Annotated in this window: 18 protein-coding genes; 10 read left to right on the forward strand and 8 right to left on the reverse strand. The window is 60.8% G+C overall.

From position 1 onward, the window contains the following. Together cca and thpR are read right to left on the reverse strand one after the other, a co-directional pair. Window positions 1-1,073: CCA tRNA nucleotidyltransferase (cca, locus tag OK438_07585; GenBank protein MDA4125286.1), on the reverse strand; the 1,073-nt coding region annotated here is incomplete at its 3' end. Continuing rightward, window positions 1,070-1,624, reverse strand: coding sequence for an RNA 2',3'-cyclic phosphodiesterase (thpR, locus tag OK438_07590; protein MDA4125287.1), 555 nt, complete (start codon window positions 1,622-1,624; stop codon window positions 1,070-1,072). The genes cca and thpR, both read right to left, overlap by 4 nt. 64 nt (window positions 1,625-1,688) lie before the next feature. Between thpR and OK438_07595 the strand changes: the two genes are divergently transcribed. After that, window positions 1,689-2,243, forward strand: coding sequence for an AAA family ATPase (locus OK438_07595; protein ID MDA4125288.1), 555 nt, complete (start codon window positions 1,689-1,691; stop codon window positions 2,241-2,243). Continuing rightward, complete coding sequence (locus OK438_07600; protein MDA4125289.1) at window positions 2,233-2,637, forward strand: hypothetical protein; 405 nt, start codon at window positions 2,233-2,235, stop codon at window positions 2,635-2,637. The genes OK438_07595 and OK438_07600 overlap by 11 nt, the downstream gene beginning before the upstream one ends. Here the strand turns inward: OK438_07600 and rnz are convergent. From rnz to OK438_07615, 3 genes are read right to left on the reverse strand one after another with little or no spacing between them, the layout of a single operon-like run. Continuing rightward, window positions 2,622-3,542, reverse strand: a complete 921-nt coding sequence (gene rnz / locus OK438_07605) for a ribonuclease Z (GenBank protein ID MDA4125290.1) — start codon at window positions 3,540-3,542, stop codon at window positions 2,622-2,624. The genes OK438_07600 and rnz overlap by 16 nt on opposite strands. Before the next feature lie 2 nt (window positions 3,543-3,544). Continuing rightward, window positions 3,545-4,501 carry a hypothetical protein gene (locus OK438_07610; protein ID MDA4125291.1) on the reverse strand — a complete coding sequence of 319 codons (957 nt, stop codon included), beginning with the start codon at window positions 4,499-4,501 and terminating at the stop codon, window positions 3,545-3,547. Further along, complete coding sequence (locus OK438_07615; GenBank protein MDA4125292.1) at window positions 4,491-5,381, reverse strand: ribose-phosphate pyrophosphokinase; 891 nt, start codon at window positions 5,379-5,381, stop codon at window positions 4,491-4,493. Before OK438_07615 ends, OK438_07610 begins: the two co-directional genes overlap by 11 nt. 120 nt (window positions 5,382-5,501) lie before the next feature. Between OK438_07615 and OK438_07620 the strand changes: the two genes are divergently transcribed. Continuing rightward, window positions 5,502-5,720, forward strand: coding sequence for a hypothetical protein (locus OK438_07620; protein ID MDA4125293.1), 219 nt, complete (start codon window positions 5,502-5,504; stop codon window positions 5,718-5,720). Between the two features lie 10 nt (window positions 5,721-5,730). Here the strand turns inward: OK438_07620 and OK438_07625 are convergent, their stop codons facing one another. Next, window positions 5,731-6,210 carry an NUDIX hydrolase gene (locus OK438_07625; protein ID MDA4125294.1) on the reverse strand — a complete coding sequence of 160 codons (480 nt, stop codon included), beginning with the start codon at window positions 6,208-6,210 and terminating at the stop codon, window positions 5,731-5,733. A gap of 54 nt (window positions 6,211-6,264) precedes the next feature. On the opposite strand from OK438_07625, the gene OK438_07630 reads away from it, so the two are divergent. Continuing rightward, window positions 6,265-7,107: a molybdopterin-binding protein gene (locus OK438_07630; GenBank protein MDA4125295.1), complete on the forward strand. Its 843-nt coding sequence runs from the start codon at window positions 6,265-6,267 to the stop codon at window positions 7,105-7,107. Continuing rightward, entirely contained in the window at window positions 7,107-7,856 is a 750-nt protein-coding gene (locus OK438_07635; GenBank protein MDA4125296.1) for an ATP/GTP-binding protein, read from the forward strand. Before OK438_07630 ends, OK438_07635 begins: the two co-directional genes overlap by 1 nt. A gap of 1 nt (window position 7,857) precedes the next feature. On the opposite strand, the gene OK438_07640 is transcribed toward OK438_07635, so the two are convergent. Beyond that, complete coding sequence (locus OK438_07640; protein MDA4125297.1) at window positions 7,858-8,577, reverse strand: alpha/beta hydrolase; 720 nt, start codon at window positions 8,575-8,577, stop codon at window positions 7,858-7,860. Between the two features lie 114 nt (window positions 8,578-8,691). On the opposite strand from OK438_07640, the gene prpB reads away from it, so the two are divergent. Together prpB and OK438_07650 are read left to right on the forward strand one after the other, a co-directional pair. After that, window positions 8,692-9,573 (forward strand): methylisocitrate lyase, encoded by an 882-nt coding sequence (gene prpB, locus OK438_07645; protein ID MDA4125298.1) that lies wholly within the window; start codon window positions 8,692-8,694, stop codon window positions 9,571-9,573. A gap of 27 nt (window positions 9,574-9,600) precedes the next feature. Then, window positions 9,601-10,716: a citrate synthase gene (locus tag OK438_07650; GenBank protein MDA4125299.1), complete on the forward strand. Its 1,116-nt coding sequence runs from the start codon at window positions 9,601-9,603 to the stop codon at window positions 10,714-10,716. On the opposite strand, the gene meaB is transcribed toward OK438_07650, so the two are convergent. Further along, the gene (gene meaB / locus OK438_07655; GenBank protein MDA4125300.1) at window positions 10,713-11,624 is read right to left on the reverse strand and encodes a methylmalonyl Co-A mutase-associated GTPase MeaB; all 912 of its coding nucleotides are present in this window, start codon (window positions 11,622-11,624) and stop codon (window positions 10,713-10,715) included. The genes OK438_07650 and meaB overlap by 4 nt on opposite strands. 86 nt (window positions 11,625-11,710) lie before the next feature. On the opposite strand from meaB, the gene OK438_07660 reads away from it, so the two are divergent. From OK438_07660 to OK438_07670, 3 genes are read left to right on the forward strand one after another with little or no spacing between them, the layout of a single operon-like run. Continuing rightward, window positions 11,711-13,468, forward strand: a complete 1,758-nt coding sequence (locus OK438_07660; GenBank protein MDA4125301.1) for a methylmalonyl-CoA mutase family protein — start codon at window positions 11,711-11,713, stop codon at window positions 13,466-13,468. Between the two features lie 46 nt (window positions 13,469-13,514). Next, window positions 13,515-13,946 (forward strand): cobalamin B12-binding domain-containing protein, encoded by a 432-nt coding sequence (locus OK438_07665; GenBank protein MDA4125302.1) that lies wholly within the window; start codon window positions 13,515-13,517, stop codon window positions 13,944-13,946. A gap of 4 nt (window positions 13,947-13,950) precedes the next feature. Beyond that, a complete protein-coding gene (locus tag OK438_07670; GenBank protein MDA4125303.1) occupies window positions 13,951-15,171 on the forward strand; it encodes an acyl-CoA/acyl-ACP dehydrogenase in 1,221 nt (406 codons plus the stop codon). The last annotated feature ends 18 nt before the right edge of the window (window positions 15,172-15,189 follow it).

A 15,189-nucleotide genomic window follows, 5' to 3' on the forward strand; every position in this document is an offset into this window, starting at 1 on the left:
AGCTTGGCATCCTTCCTGTTGGAGGCGAGAAAGGCTTCGACGTCCTTCCCCCTGTCCACGGTCGGACCCACTCGTTGTTCTAGTTCGGGGAGGACGAAGAACTCCGGTATGAGCAGGATTGCGCTGGACCTCGCATTGTCGGAGGCGGCCATCGACCTGGCGATTCGGAAGCCGCTGACTTCCAGATGCCTTACGATGTGGCGCGTCGTCTTCCTTAGCTCTCCCCAGAGTGTGTCCTCGCTCAGCTCCTGGTGGGAGAAGGGGAGGGCAACCACTTCCTTGCGCATCGACGGATGGTCTTTTCCTTGCATCTGGCGGAAGAAGGCCGTGGAGGGCCGACTTAGAAACTCTCTGGCCGCCAGGACCATCCTCCCCAGCTTCTCCGGCGAGATCGCTATTGCCAGGTCCCTCCGCTCGTCCACCGGGTCAGGGAGGGTGAACAGCCGCTCCTTGCCGCTCGGCTTGAAGTTCGCGAAGAAGCTCAGCACTCCCTCCAGGTCCTCATGTTTCAAGACCAGGACTTCGGCGACGTAGCCGCTGAAACCCTGGACCTGAATCTCTGCGCCGTAGACCCCAATCGCCTTCATGAACCTCTTGAGCAGTCTGATCTGCGTCTTCTTATCCTGGGACAGGCCCTTTACCAATTGCACGTGGTAGGGTGACCTGTCCGCAGCGCTCTTCCACTCTCCCCTGTTCACAGCGTAACAGGGAACGATGTTGACTCTGACGCTGTCGATGGTCGCCTCGGTGTACGGGTGCTGGGCGTACTTCTTCCCGCGGGGGAAACCCCTGGTCGCGATTGAGCCGACCGCGAGCCCCACTTCTTCGAAGCGCGACTCCGGCGTGGAGGGGTCGACCTTGACGAAGATGTCGAGGTCTACGTACTTCGGAAGCCAGGTCCCCTTCGCGAAGGACCCCCCCAGGACCACTCCTCGAGTTTCAGAGTACCTTGCCGCCGCCTTCCTCGTCTTCCGCAGGAGTGAATCGGCCAGAGAGGTGATCCTCCTTTGGACTGCTGGGGAAGGGTTGACCCCTGAGGCTGCGCCTTCGAGCACGCTGTGGAGGTCGGTCAAGTCAGTGGATACACCCCGACATCCGAGTAGGTCGGTCCCTGCGACGAGAGGACGCTCGACTTGAGCTTCAATTGCTTCAAAGCTAGAGATCCGAAGGAGCGGTCGGAGTTCGCGCTTAGGAGGGCCGACAATTCCTTCGATTCGTTCCTTGACCTGAGCCGCGCGAGGGTCGCGTGAGCCCTGAATGGCCTCCCGTCGGTCTCGCCGATGGCTTCGAGGGCCGCGATGGCCGATTGAGCGATTTGAACCACAAGGCCTTCCTGCGACCCGAGGACTCCGACCCAGACGACGTTGGGACGTTCGATGCTCGGGAACGCGCCGACCCCCCTGACCTCGACCCGGGCCGAGCTCAGGCGAAGGCCCTTGAGCCGGGCGTCTGCCTCCCTGGCTTGGCTCTCGGATATTTCGCCCAGGAACTTCACTGTGAAGTGCAGGTTCTCTCTTTCCACGAGCTTCAGGTCAGCCCCGGCCCGGGAAAGTTCCGCCTGGAAAGCGACGAGGGCGTCGAGGACCCTCGGCTCTTCGATCTCGAGTGCTACGAAGGCTCGCAACAAGTTTCAGCCGTCGGAACTTGATTTAAATCCACTCTCAGCCGGGCAGTCTACGAAGTCTATCTTGTACATCGTTCTCATCACTGGCATGCCCGGCGCAGGCAAGTCGACCGCCGCCCAGGCACTGGTGGCGAAGGGATGGAAGCGCGTGGTCATGGGGGACGTCATCAGGGAGGAGACCAGGCGGAGAGGGCTTGCCCCCGACTCCAAGAATACAGGAGAGGTGATGAAGGAATTGAGGAAGGAGCGCGGTGAAACTGCCGTCGCAGAGCTCTGTCTGGAGGCCGTCAGGAAGATGAAGGCTGACAGGGTGGTCGTCGACGGCATAAGGTCCATGTCAGAGGTGGTGACCTTCAGGAAATCTGCTGATGCGATTCTCGTAGTAGTCCACGCTTCCCCTAGGCGCCGGTTCTCCCTTCTCAAAGAGAGGGGAAGGAGCGACGACCCGCTTACCCAAGAAATGTTCCAGACAAGGGACCAGAGGGAGCTGGGAGTGGGGTTGGGGAATGCGATCGCCTCCGCCGATGAGATGGTCTCGAACGAGCGCAGCACGCCGGAGAGGCTCGCCGTTGAGATCGTCGCAGTAGTCGACCGCTGGGTAACGGAAGTTGCAGCCTGACCCGAGGGCTCGGGTCAGGGTCGAAGCTACGGTCGCCCCATCGGAAGACCCGGACAAGCTGTTGAGCGCTGTGAAGAGCGTCGTAGGGGGTGACCTGCGCGAGGAGATCGGAAGGAACGGGGTGAAGGTCTTTTCGGCAGGGCCGGGTACACTGCTCCGGCTGCACGACCAGTTCCGAGACAGGCACGTCCGGGGAGCGGCGAGGAGGTTGCTTCTGGCGGGAGCCAAGGGGAATTCCACGACCGTGATGGTGAACAGGCAGGCTGCGACCGTGGGGGTCGTCGTGCTTTGCAGCGCACCCGAAGAGTCGCCTCTGGGCCCGATCTATGTCACGGTCGATTGCAGGGGAATCGAGGCTGTGATTGACTGGCTCACGGCCTATGAAGAAGGATAGTCAACCTCGACGCGCATGCCGTCGGCGGCCGCGAAGGTGTTCGGAAACACGCCCCGTGCCTCCTTCACGAGGCCGGCAACGTTGCGATAGCGGGCACTGAAATGGGTGAGTCCGAGTTTCCGCACCCGGGCAGACTTCGCAAGTTCGGCAGCCTCCAGGCAGGTGCTGTGCTTCCTCTCAACAGCCTTTTCCTTGTCCTTTCCCTGGAAGGTCGAGTCGAAGATCAGCAGGTCGCATCCGGAGAAGAAGCGGGCGAGGCGTGCCGAGGGCCGCGTGTCCCCTGAGTAGCCAACCTTCCTTCCAGGGCGTGGAAGCCCGGTCACTTCTGAAGGGTCCACGATTTTCCCGCCGACCTTGACACTCCTCCCCCTCTGGAGCCTCGACCAAAGCTTTCCCTCGGGTATGCCAAGCTCCTTCGCTTTCTCCGGATAGAAGATGCCGGGCCTGCTCAGCTCTTCTACGACGTAGGAGTAGGCCTCAATCGAATGGGTTGCTTTGGTGGCCTTCACCCTGAATTCCTTGGTTCGCAGCACCACCCCCTTCTTCGTGGGTATGAAATTGATGGGGAAGGTGAGGCCGATATGAAGGAGCTCGCTGGTCACCTTGAGCCATCTGAGCAGGGGAGGGGGGCCGACTATTGTGAGCGGCTTGGTCCGCTGGGCCAGACCCATGGTCTGAAGTAGGCCCAGGAGGCCTGTGACGTGGTCGCCGTGGAGGTGCGTGATCAGGATGGTGGTCTGCTTGTTGAGCCCGATTCCCCGGCTTAGGACCTGGCGTTGCACGCCTTCTCCGCAGTCCATCAGTATAACGTCTCCTTCGCGCTGTATTGCGATGGCCGGGAGGCCTCTTCCCTTCGTAGGGGCTGCCGAGCTCGTGCCGAGAAAGGTGACGGTGAGCTTCGCCAAGTCTAGGTCCTCCTCATGATGGTGATTGTCCTAGTCAAGAGCCTGTGGACATAAAGTTGCAGCTCCTCTTCGACTTCCATCTCAGCGGTCCCTTCTACGGCGACGCGGCTGGAGTGCATGAGGACCATCCTGGAGCCTCCCCGCAGCATCGGCGCGACCGACCTCAGGGTCCTGTCGACTATCTCGCGGGGGCCCGAACCCCTGGTGCTGGAGGCCCTGCCATAGGGAACGTCGGTGGCGACTGCGTCTGCCCTGAGCAGAGGATGCTGGTAGGCGTCCGCCCGAAGGACCCCCATCCATCGCTGGCCGAAGTGCTTCATGTTGGCAAGGGAACCTGCGACCATGCGTGCGACCTGGTCTGATGCGACCACCCGGGCGCCGATCTCTGCCGCCTCGATGGGGATGCTCCCCGTCCCCGTGAACGGGTCGAGAAAGACTTGGCCTTCCCTGCATCGGCTCAGGTTTACGAGGGCCCGTGAGAGCTTTGGGAATATCGCGGAAGGGTGGAAGTATGCTCGCTTCCGGGGCCTTCGATGGGACCAAGTCTGGCGCATGGAGGCCGGCGCCGTGAGCACGAGGTAGTTCTTCCTCCCCCTCACCAGTGTGATTTCGTAGTCGGGGTTCTTCAGGTCAACCTTGACCTCTAACCTGCCCATTGACGATTCGGGGTCTGGAGGGCTCAGCCCGGGGCTCAGATCGAAGTTCCTGAACCTCACCCGTTTCCCCCTGACGACCTCGGTGGCGTCGAACGGGTCGTCCAGCAGCACCCCGACTCGGCGGGAGAAGGCCACCCGTGATGAAACCCGGAAAGGGTCTGCCTCGGTCTCCACAAGGACGATGCGCTTCTCCGGGGTTTCGAACCTCGAACCCGGGTCGTAGGCAAGGAAGAGCGCCTTCGCTTCGGCTTCAGGGATGGAGGTCGTCTCCCCCGATAGGAGTGCCAGAGCCCTACTCTTCAAGGGTCTTGAGGTGGGAGGAGATGGCGTCGGAGACATCGACCGCGCTGAACATTCCAGGAACGGTGTTCGTCCCGACTATGGTCTTCACCCCGGCCTTCTCGAGCTTCTGGATGGCGTCTCCCACGAAGAGCCCGTGGGTGCAAACGGCTGCCACCTTCTTCGCACCTTGTTTGAGAACGGTTTCAGCTGCCGCGCAGACGGTCCCACCGGTGCTGATGATGTCGTCGACGATTATCACCTCCTTCCCCTTCACTTCGAGCTTCGCGTCTTTCACTGTGACTTCTCCGCTGACCCTGTCCCGGGTCTTGGAAAGCTGGATGAACTTGGCACCGTAGAGCTGGGCGAAGGCCTCGGTTCTCTTGGACCCGCCGAAGTCCGGCGAGATCACGACAGGGTCGCGGTAGTCCAAATGGTCCCTCGCGTACCCGACGAGGCTGGGGACCGCAGACACGCTGTAGGTCGGAAACGAGAACAGGGAGAGGCCTTCAGCAGAATGCATGTCGACGGTCACAAGCCTTCGAACCCCAGCCGCCCGCATCAGGTGGGCGACGACCCCGAGGGTAACGCCTTCGCCGGGAAGGAACTCCTTGTCCTGTCTTGCGTAGGCGAGGTAGGGGACCACGGCCGTCACCTTTGCCCCGTCCTGACTGAGCTGGTGCGCGGCGAGGAGAAGCTGGAAAAGATGCTGGTCCACGGGTGGGTAGGTCGACTGCACGAGGACCACGCTCTTTCCGGAGACCTTCTCATCCACTGTGAACTTCGATTCGCCGTCAGGGAAGACCTTGAACTGCGCGTTAAGCAGGCCGACCCCGAGCTTGTTGGCCACGGCTATCCCGAGGTCGACTGAAGCGGGCCCTGCGACTACGAATTTCTCGACCAATTCTGGGTCGTTTCCGCTCCGCTCTCATTGATATTTAACAGATTACAGCCGAACTCCCTGTTTTGCAGACTTCATAGGAAAAGTTAAGGCATGGCCGCGGCAGGAGGATTCGGAAACTGGTTGGACCAAGTCTGCCCCGAATGCGGAGTTGGAATCATGATGTACGATACGCCCACCAAGCGGTTTGGATGCAAGAACTGTGGAGCATTTCTCACCAGAGACCAGCTCTCGGACGCTAGGTTCAAGCAAAAGGCCCCAGTGGAGGACGAGAGGCGAAAGCGGGCCAGGCAACAGTCAGACTACCTTGAATGGTGGCTGAGCGGGAACAAGGAAAAGTAGAGCGGGTCAGCTAGGAGGAGCGCATCCCCTTTGGGCGCCTAGCGGAGCCCTTTGCGGGCGTGTGGCGACCGAAGTAGGTTTGGAGCACCTCGCGGGTTCCTTTGCTCATCTTGAGATTCTTCAAATCGGCAGATGCGTACCACCCGTAGGCGGACGACTCACCGTTCAATCGGACTCGGCCCTTGACCGGGTTCGCTACGTAATCGATCAACACGTAGTGGTACCTGGGCCTGGAAGTGGCGTCGAGGTGGATGTCCGTCCCGACGTCGAAGAGGCCTTCGAGCCTTACGGTGAGTCCGGTTTCTTCCTCGACCTCCCTGAGGACGGCAGCCTGTACGCTCTCCCCCACCTCCACCAGGCCCCCCGGAAGGGCCCACAGCCCCTTGTTCGGCTGGAACTTGCGCTTGACGAGCAGGACGCGGTCTTTCCGCCTGACGATCGCCCCCGCGCCGACCAGGGGGTGAGATGGGTACTGCCGGCTTTGCTTCATGATGGCGGAGAGGGCCAATACTCGTTTTAAGGCTGAGGCTCGGAGCGGCCCGCGATGGTCAGGGCGGAGATGCTGAACGTAGGGAGAGAACTCCTGATCGGGAGAACCCTGAACACCAACGCCCTCTGGGCTGGTAAGCGGCTTGCCGCCATGGGCACGATGCTGAGCCAGATAACGACCGTGGACGATGATGTGGGGGAGATAGCCGCCTCGGTCAAAGCCTGCCTTGCGCGCGCCCCAGATTTCCTGATAATAGTGGGAGGACTGGGGCCCACGCCGGACGACATGACCTTGAAGGGGGTGGCTACTGGGTTGGGGAGGAAGCTGACGCTGAACCGAGGGGCGCTGGCCATGATAAGGGAGCGCTATGTGGAGCGCGGACTCGGCGACGTAGAAATCACGCCAGCGAGGAGGAAGATGGCAGTATTCCCGGAAGGGGCGCGGCCGGTGAGAAACCGTGCTGGGACTGCGCCTGGGGTGCGTCTGGAGGTGGGGAGGACCGTGGTCTTCTCGCTCCCAGGGGTCCCGGCGGAGATGAGGACCATCTTCAGGAGGTCCGTGGAACCTGAGGTCAGGGCGAAGCTCGGAAGGCTCCACAGGGGATACGTTTCACTCAGGCTGGAGGGAATCATGGAGTCTGCGTTGGCGCCAATGATCGCTGCCGAACTGAGGAAGCATCCTGGCGCCTACATCAAATCCCATCCGAAAGGCATAGAGAATGGCCTTTCGAAGATCATCCTTGACATTGCAGTGGTGGGCCCAATCGAGGAGGAGGCCGACGAGGCAGCGGGGAGGATAGCCGCGGCCATGCGCAGTGAAATCGAAGTGGCCGGGGCCAAGGTATCAGCTGCACGGGGTCCAGTTCCCGGAGCAGGAGATGACCTGAGACGGACATAATATTCGTCACTGGAACGGCCGGAGCGGGTAAGTCTCTACTCACTTCGGCGCTCAAGCGTTGGTACGTGGGCAGGGGCGAGCAGGCTATTGCAGTGAACCTCGACCCGGGGGTCATCAACCTGCCATACGAGCCTGACGTCGACGTCAGGCTGAGGGTCAACCTGCAGGACGTGATGGAGGACTACGGGCTCGGGCCCAACGGTGCCCTGATTCTGGCTGCGGACCTGGTGGCGACGAAGCTCGCGGAGCTCCAGGAGGAGATAGATTCATTCAATGCCGAGTATGTGATCATTGACACTCCCGGGCAGACTGAGCTCTTCGCCTTCCGGGAAAGCGGGGAGTACATCGTCAAGGAGTTCAGGGCGGACTCCAAGGCCCTGCTCTTCCTGCTTGACCCTTTGCTCGCGACCACTCCGGTCAACTTCCTTTCTCTGGCCCTTCTGTCGGCCTCGGTGGGGCTGCGGATGAACATCCCGAAGATCTCGGTCCTGACGAAGAGGGATATTGCCAGAGATGGAGTGAAGAGGATAACGGAGTGGAGCAGGGACACGAAGGCGTTCCAGGACGCCCTGTCAGGGACCAAGGACAGCGAACAGTACTCCCTGTACTCGGAGCTGTTCAAGACCCTCAGGTCGCTCGCGTTCGGGGCCGACCTGTACCCCGTCTCGTCGGTCACCCTCGACGGATTCGTGGCCCTGGTGGGGGAGCTTGCGAGGTTCGGCCGAAGCGGCGAAGAATTCACCGACTGAACTAGACTAGAAAGCCCTGAAGAAGGCTAGCGAAGCTTTCCGGCCTCTCCAGGGGGACCATGTGTCCTGCCTCACGTATGATGAAAGCAGACGAGTTTGCGATGTTCTCGGCCAGGTAATGGGTCCACCTTGGGGGCGTCATCCTGTCCTTCTCCCCGCAGACGAGTAGGGTCCTCCCTGAGATGCGCGACAGTTTGTCCCTGATGTCGAATCCGTCGCAGGCCAGATAGTCGTTCAGGAAGACGGGCAGGTTGCTGAACGAGAGGGCCGCTCTCGCCTCCCTTCCCAGCCCGAGGTCGATCGCGAAGTAGCTCATAGGAGTAATCGTCTTCTCAATTGTCAGCATCGGGTCAGTCCGCAGTCCATCGACGATCGCAGGGTCCACCCCCAACTTGGCCCCAGCGCCAACCAGAATCAGTCCGCCCACGTCATCGGGATTCCTTATCGCGAGCTCAAGGGAAATTGCGCTTCCCATCGAATGGCCGCAGACGAACGGCCTCGACAGGCCTGCCCCGGCGATGAACCCGTGAACGGCGTCTGCGTATTCCGCGATCGACCTGCAGGTTATGTCTCCCGACGGGTGCCCTGGGAGGTTCAGGGCGAAGGCCCGCCCCTCCCCTGAAAGGAACTGTGCGGTCCGCTTCCAGAAGATGCTGTTTCCTCCGGCCCCGTGGATGAGGACTAGGTCTTTAGGGGCCGCGGATTCCGTGAATTCCAGCATCTCGGGCGAGGGCGCTCGGGAATGATTTAACGATGGCGCGCAGTCCTCGGAACACCTACGGGAACAGAGATAAAGCCTGGAGTCGGCAAGAGCACTTGACAGCGGTTGAGCAACATGGCTGCGAGTCTGAGGAAGTCTCTCTCCGGAAAGCAAGTTGTCGTCGCCCCAGGCGTCTTCGCCCCCGCGGTTGCGAAACTGGCTGAAAGGATGGGTTTCAAAGCACTTTATTTCTCTGGGGCAGGATTCTCCAATCTGCTCGCGCTCCCCGACCTCGGCATCACCACTCTCTCCGAAGTGACGGACGCGGCCCATAAGATAGCGTCCCAGGTCAGGGTCCCCCTCATCGTGGACGCTGATACTGGATTCGGGGAAGCGCTCAACGTTGCAAGGACGGTCAGGGAAATGGAGGCGGCCGGTGTGGCGGCAATTCACATCGAGGACCAGGTGCTGCCGAAGAGGTGCGGGCATCTCGACGGAAAGGAATTGGTGGACCCGGACGAGATGGCCAAGAAGGTACTGTCGGCGAAGGAGGCAGCGAGGGCCGGGTTGGTCATTGTTGCGAGGACCGATGCAAGGACGGCGGAGGGCCTCGACGCTGCGATTGAACGAGCCAGGTATTATGCGAAGGCCGGAGCGGACATGATTTTCCCCGAGGCTCTAGAGGGAAGGGACGAGTTCGCCGAATTCAGGAGGAAGGTCTCGCTCCCCCTCATGGCAAACATGACGGAGTTTGGGAAGACCCCCTATATGAAGGTCGCAGACTTCGAGGAGCTGGGGTATAGCCTGGTCATTTTCCCAGTCACTGCCTTCCGGGCGATGATGAAGGCGGTCCGGGAAACCTTCCGAGAGCTGAAGTCGAAGGGGACGCAGAAGGGGATTCTCGGTTCGCTCATGACTCGCGCGGAGTTCTACGACCTGATTGACTACTACGAGTATGAGACTGCGGACAAGAAGGCCAGCGACGCGGCAAGGCGCCTGAGGAAGGCGCGAAGTTAAAGCATCCTGGGGAGCCTGGACGAATCCATGTCCTCAGGGATGAAGGTTCCGAAGGGGCTCGCGGGCGTCTCAGTGACAGAAACTAGCATTTCCAAGAGCGATGCAGACGGGTCGCTGGTCTATCGCGGGTACCCCATCAGCGAAATAACGGCGAACGCAAGGTACGAAGAGACGGCCTACCTGATTCTGAACGGGTCGCTACCGACCAGGAGCCAGCTTGAGGCTTTCTCATCCGACCTCGCAGAGAAGATGCAGGTGGACGGGAGGGTCTTCGGGATAATGAGGGATCTCGGCAAGGGTGCCCTCCCCATCGACGCGCTGCGGACGGCAACGTCTGCGCTGGGGAGCCTTGACGACCAGCGCAGCATCGGGGGACAGCAGGCTTCGATCGAGGCGAAGATGGCTGTGCTGGCAGCGAACTGCCACCGGGTCCCAAACGGTGAGAGGCTAGTAGAACCGAAGAAAGGCCTGGACTTCGCCTCCAATCTGCTTCAGATGCTGACGACCAAGGAGGCTTCCGAGTACGAAAGGTGGGCCTTCGAGAGGGTGCTGATGCTCTACATGGAGCACGACCTGAACGCGTCGTCTTTCACTGTCAGAGTGGTTGCATCGACCCTGGCAGACCCCTACGCTGCGGCCTCGGCGGGCCTGGCTGCCCTCAAAGGACCACTCCACGGAGGTGCGAACGAGGTGGCGATGCAGATGCTCCTCGATGTCGGGGAGCCGGAAAAGGCGGCCAAGTACGTGGACAGGTCGTTGAAGGAGGGGAAGAAGGTGATCGGCTTCGGTCACAGAGTGTACAAGAAGTTTGACCCGAGGGCGGTGCTCTGCAAGGAGTACCTGCGCGAAATCCTCAAGCGGCGAGGAGGGGACGACAAGCTCTTCCGGGTCGCAGATTCCCTGGAGAAGGAGATCTGGGAGCGAAAGGGGATTCCCCCAAACCTCGATTATTATGCCGCACCGATATTCTACCTTCTGGGGATCGAGATCCCCCTGTACACGCCGATCTTCGCGGCGAGCAGGGTCTTCGGCTGGATGGCCCACTACAACGAGCAGATGGCTGAGAACAAGTTGATCAGGCCGGACGCGACCTACGTCGGGCCAGACGACCTGAAGTATGTCCCGCTGGACGAGCGGAGCTAGCCGCCGATCCGGGCAGCGGCCTGGTCCACGGTAAACTTGCCTGCTAGGACCTCACGAGCGAGCTTCTCGACCGTGGCGTTGGGGATGCGCCCGAGCCGCTCCATGGCGTTCCCCCTCGCAGTTTCGATTATCATGCTCCTGAGGCTTCGAAGCCTCAGCTCCGGGTCCCCCTGGACGAACTTGGACCGGATCGACTCGACTGCCGTGTCGAGCCTATCGAGGCCGTCCCCGGTCAGGGCCGAGACCTTGACGACGGCGGGCGAGCGTGATTTCAACCCCCTGACAAGCCCGAGGAGGCTGACCACCATCAGGTCAGCGCCCTCGAGGTCAGATTTGTTCACGACGTAGACGTCCCCTACTTCCATCAGCCCCGCCTTTGATACCTGGACGTCGTCGCCCAGTCCGGGCATGAGCACTACGAGGACCGCGTGGGAAACCCCGACCACGTCGATGTCTGCCTGGCCGATGCCCACTGTCTCGAGAAGGATCACATCGAACCCCGCCGCATCCATCAACTGGATCGCCTGGGACGCCGCGCGAGAAAGTCCCCCGGACCAGCCGCGAGACGCCATGCTCCTGATGAAGACCGCCTCATCGTCAGAGTGGGAGACCATCCTGACCCTGTCGCCCAGCAGGGCGCCCCCGGTTATGGGGCTCGTCGGGTCCACAGCGATGACTCCGACTTTGAGGCCTTTGCCCCGATAGGTACCGATGAGTCTGTCTACGAGGCTGCTCTTCCCTGTCCCTGGCGGACCGGTTATTCCGAGGACGAAGGCCCTCCCCGGAGTCTCTAGCTCCGAGAGGAGTCTCGCTGCATCCTTCCGATCATTCTCTACGATGGTTATTCCCTTGGAGAGCGCCAGCCTGTTCCCCCTCTTGACCTGCTTCGCGAGCTTCGAGAGTTCCAACTGTGCTTCATCGAGCCGTCGGTGTAGCCATTTTTATCGGTTCGAAGGCATCGTTTATCTTGGAGCGCGTCGGGCCAAGGCCAACCTTGCTCGGGAGCGAGAAGGAAGCATACTGGCGGAAGAAGTCGAAATCAGTTGTGGAACGCAGGGCTAGGGCTGGTCCTCTCTACGACAAGAAGGCGGTGGACAGCGTCAAGAAGGGAGTCAGGCAGTGGCAGGAGAGGGTTTTCGACGAATGGGTGAAGGAACATCCGGAATCGAAGGCGGATTTCCAGACTGCCTCCGGAATCCCGCTGAAGCCCGTATACACACCGGTTGATGTGGCCGACGTCGACTACGCCGACGTGGGGTTCGCCGGGGTCTTTCCGTACCTGAGAGGAGTCTACCCGAGCATGTACCGCGGGAGGCTGTGGACCATGAGGATGTTCTCGGGGTTCGGGACGCCAGAGGACACAAACAAGAGGCTCAAGCTGCTGCTTGAACATGGCGAGACTGGGCTCAGCATTGCGTTCGACATGCCGACCCTGTACGGGTTCGATTGCGACCACGTCCGGGCCCACGGGGAGGTCGGGAGGTGCGGCGTCAACGTGTCCTCCCTGAAGGACATGGAGGTGATATTCGGCGGGATCCCGTTGGACAGGGTCAGCACTTCGATGACGATCAACGCCCCCGCCACGGTTCTGACATGCATGTACGCCGGGGTCGCGATGAAGCAGGGGGTGCCTCTTGAGAAGTTGCGGGGGACCGTCCAGGCGGACATGCTCAAGGAGTACATCGCCCAGAAGGAGTGGGTCTACCCTCCGGAGGCGCACCTCAGGCTGGTCAGAGACCTGATGGTCTTCTGCACCAAGAAGATGCCCCTCTGGAACTACATCAGCATAAGCGGCTACCACATACGGGAGGCGGGGTCGAGCGCAGTCCAGGAGCTTGCGTTCACGCTGGCGGACGGGTTCGGCTACGTGGAGCTCGGCATTGAAGCAGGGCTCAAAGTCGAACAGTTCGCTCCGAGGCTCAGCTTCTTCTTCAATTCAACCATGGACTTCTTCGAGGAGATCGCGAAGTTCAGGGCCGCGAGGAGGATATGGGCCACAGTCCTGAAAGAGAAGTATGGAGTCAGGGACAAGAGAAGCCTGCTGATGAGGTTCCACACGCAGACGTCTGGGGCCTCACTTACGTGGGAACAACCGCTGAACAACATAATCAGGACCACGATAGAAGCACTGGCCGGTGTTTTGGGAGGGACCCAGTCGCTTCACACCAACTCCTACGACGAGGCCTGGGCGCTTCCGACTGAGAAGGCGGTGGAGGTCGCCCTCAGGACGCAGCAGGTGATCGCGGAAGAGACCGGTGTCCCGAGCGTGATCGACCCTCTGGGAGGGTCCTACTATGTCGAGTGGCTCACGGAGCAGATGGAGGAGGAGGCGTACAAGTACTTCGACAGGATCGAATCTGCAGGAGGCCTGCTCAAGGCCATCAAGTCTGGGTACCTTCAGCGGGAGATTGCGGAGAACTCCTACAGGCTCTCGAGGAGGGTGGAGGAGGGGAAGGACAACGTCGTGGGGGTCAACAAGTACGCGGTCGAGGAGAAGAAGCCCATCGACACGCTCAAGATCGACTTCGAGGCCCAGAGGAGCCAGGTGAACAGGCTCAACAGAGTGAAGAGGGAGAGGGACTTGGATAAGGTGAAGGCGGCGCTCGCGAAAATCGAGAGGGCGTTTGAAAACGAGGATACAAACTCGATCGAGCCCATGCTGAAGGCCGTGAACGAGTACGCCACCCTCGGGGAGATAGTGGACGTGGGGAGGAAGGCCTTCGGGACCTGGCGCGAACCTATGATACTCTAGGCTCCAGCAAAGGTTTTCAAACCAGAGGAAATCCGCGGCCTCAGGGATGGCCAAGAAACTCGTTTCTTCTCAGCGAAAGATCAGGATCCTGGTCGCAAAGCCGGGCCTTGACGGACATGACAGAGGCGTCCTCGTCTTGGCCAGGGCGTTCAGAGATGCGGGAATGGAGGTGATTTACAGCGGTCTTCTTCCGACCCCGGAGCAGGTGGCGCAGATGGCCGTCGACGAGGACGTAGACGCCGTGGCCCTGTCTCTGTTGAACGGAGCTCACATGACAGCCTTCCCCAAGGTCAAGAAGATCCTCGAAAAGAAGGGAGGCAAGGACATCATCGTAATGGGGGGCGGAATAATACCCGAAGAGGACAAGGCAAAGCTCCTCAAGCTCGGGATCACGGGGTTATTCGGCCCTGGGAGTTCCCTCGAGGAGATTGTGCAACACGTAAGAGGTAGAGTTCAGAAGGAGCGCTGGAGGGTTTAGAGGAATGCTCGAGCAGGACGAATTCATGAAGCTCTCGAAGATGGACTTCGACGTCTCCGAGGAACAGAAGCTCATCCTCGAGCAGGTGGACCGGGCGTGCAGGGAGATACGCCCCATCGAGGACAAGTGCTACCTGGAAAGACGGCTCAACGACCAGGTCAAGCCAGTCTTCGCCAAGGCCCACATGCTCGGGTTGCCCACTTCAAGGAAGTACGGGGACGGCCAGGGGGCGGACATGGTTACCTATGCCCTGGCCATAGAGCGGATTGGCAGGGAGGGGACAGGGGTGAGGACTTTCTTCTCCGTGCACCTGGCTCTCTGCCAGATGACCGTCCAGCTGTGGGGGAACGAGGAGCAGAAGCAGCGCATCCTGACCCCGGCGACCAGAGGAGACTCGCTTCTCGCTTTCGGGCTGACCGAGCCCGGGGCAGGGAGCGACCCGGCTTCGCTCACGTCTTCCTTCGAGGAGAAAGGGGGGAAGTTCGTGCTGAGCGGCCAGAAGACCTGGATCTCGAACGGGTCGATCGCGGACAGCGTTTTGGTCTTCGCGTACCCGAAGGGGAAGAGGGAGGGGATGTGCGCCTTCGTCGTCGACAGGACGATTCCGGGGTTCTCGGCGGAGCCGATTGAGCATAAGCTCGGCCTCCCTACCGCGGACACGGCCACGGTCTACCTCGACAAGGCGGAGGTCTCCAAGGAAAACCTCCTGGGACCGGTCGGCAAGGGGCTCTCGGTTGCGTATTCCGGTCTCATGAGCGGCAGACTGAGCGTGGCCGCTGGGTGCCTGGGCGTCATCCAGGACTGCCTCGACGAAGCGGTCCGGTATTCCGGGGTCAGGGTCCAGCACGGAAGGAAGATAGGCAAGCACCAGCTTATCCAGAGGCACATAGGGATAATGTCGACGAACCTGGACGCCGCCAGGTGGCTGGTGCTGAGGGCGGCGTTCGTCAAGCAGAAGTACGAGGAGAACCCGGGGAGCATGGAACTCCGAGAAGAGACGGACCAGGCAATAACCAAGGCGAAGTATTTCGCGGCCAACGCATCTTTCGACGCGGCGAACCGGGCCGTCCAGATATTCGGAGCGAACGGGTACTCCTATGAGAACAGGCCTGCAAGGCACCTGGCGGACACGAGGGTGACCATGATCTACGAGGGGGCGAACGAGATCCTTGAGCAGAAGATCGCACTCGGTTCTCTGGGCAAGGAATTCTCCGCCTACTCCTGAGCGAGACCGACGGTGAGC

This window comes from Nitrososphaerota archaeon, from assembly GCA_027887005.1.
Lineage (GTDB): Archaea > Thermoproteota > Nitrososphaeria > Nitrososphaerales > Gagatemarchaeaceae > UBA183.